This is a genomic window from Pontibacter sp. HJ8 (genome assembly GCF_054824225.1).
Genome location: NZ_JSYF01000423.1, coordinates 1 through 1,245 on the forward strand (window position 1 = coordinate 1; position 1,245 = coordinate 1,245).

Consider the following 1,245-nt stretch of genomic DNA (forward strand, 5'->3'; position numbering starts at 1 on the left):
ACATGTCAACAACACGCCTGTCAAAAACTGAAATGCGTTCAGGTATAAGACCGCTTGTCTCTCTGTTTTCTGAAATTATACCTTACTGGTATTGTATGTAGAGCGGTTTCGGGGTCAGGGATAAGATTTCCTGCGGCGTCATGAGGCGTGAATTACTGCGCAGGTCATTTTTGTAAAACACCTTGAAGCCTGTAAACTGTACCGGCTCTTTTTGGATGTACCGGCGATAGGTGTCCTTCTTGAGCGCTGGCTGTCCCCAACCATCCATGTGCATCACCACTTGTACCTCGGGTCGTAGCTTGATTTCCTGGTGATTCGTGATCATCCCTTGCGTGAAGCGGTGCACGATGAGCAGTTTGGGCGGAAGGTTGTATTCCTTTGTGATACTGGCCAGTAGTTCTGTGGCATAGTTGATGTCGCTGGCGTCGAAGCTTCCGACGCGCTTGCCCGGTACTCCGTTCTCTTTCATCGCAAATTCCGCGTCTATACCCAGGTGCACGTTGGGCAGCTGCAGAAATTGTGTCAGGCGGGGCAGTTCTTCCGGCAGGGTGCTGCGCCCTACCTGCACATCGAGAAATACCAGCGCGTCGCGTTGTTTGGCCATTTCCAGTACATCTTCTATCATTTTATCGGTCATCCGCAGCCGGTATTTGTCACCCCGTCCCGGGTGTCCCTGCGCCGTCACCACGATGGCATGCAGGGCTGGCTGCACCGGTGTGAGCGAATCGGCTTCGGTCCACTTGGCCACTTCTTCGTCCAGCTTTTGCAGCATTTGTTCCGGAGGGAGTTCGCCCAGTATGCCCATACGTTTGGAGAGCGGATTGCCGTAATAAGCCAGTATGCGTTTGTGTGGCAGTATAGCGCCCGGCAGTGGCTCCGGCCCCGGGTACTCATCAGCAGGTATAGGAGTTGCTTTCGGTGGAAGCGCTGCAACAGCAGTCGTATCGGAGGAGACAGTTGCCGTGCTGTCCGGACTTACCGTGCTGTCTGGCAGGGCGGCAGGTGCTACAGACTTTTCGGCGCTGATCGGTTGCGAAGCCGAATACGCCTCCTCTTTCTGGGTACAGGAGGCAAAAGTTAGCAGCGTTGCAGCAAAGAGGGGAGTGGTATGCTTCAGGTATTTGTTTAAGCAGTTGCCAGGTAACGCATTCACCTGTAAGCGCTTATTGGCTTTTGGTGAAGGTAAAAAAAACGGGATCATCAAGTAGGAGTAAAGGATTAGGGAACTGATACCTAAAGTAGGCA

The 1,245-nt window shown here is 52.9% G+C and carries 1 protein-coding gene; it reads right to left on the reverse strand.

What is annotated here, in order from left to right:
- Window positions 1-82 precede the first annotated feature (82 nt).
- Complete coding sequence (locus OB13_RS16890; protein WP_461491355.1) at window positions 83-1,153, reverse strand: hypothetical protein; 1,071 nt, start codon at window positions 1,151-1,153, stop codon at window positions 83-85.
- Window positions 1,154-1,245: the final 92 nt, after the last annotated feature.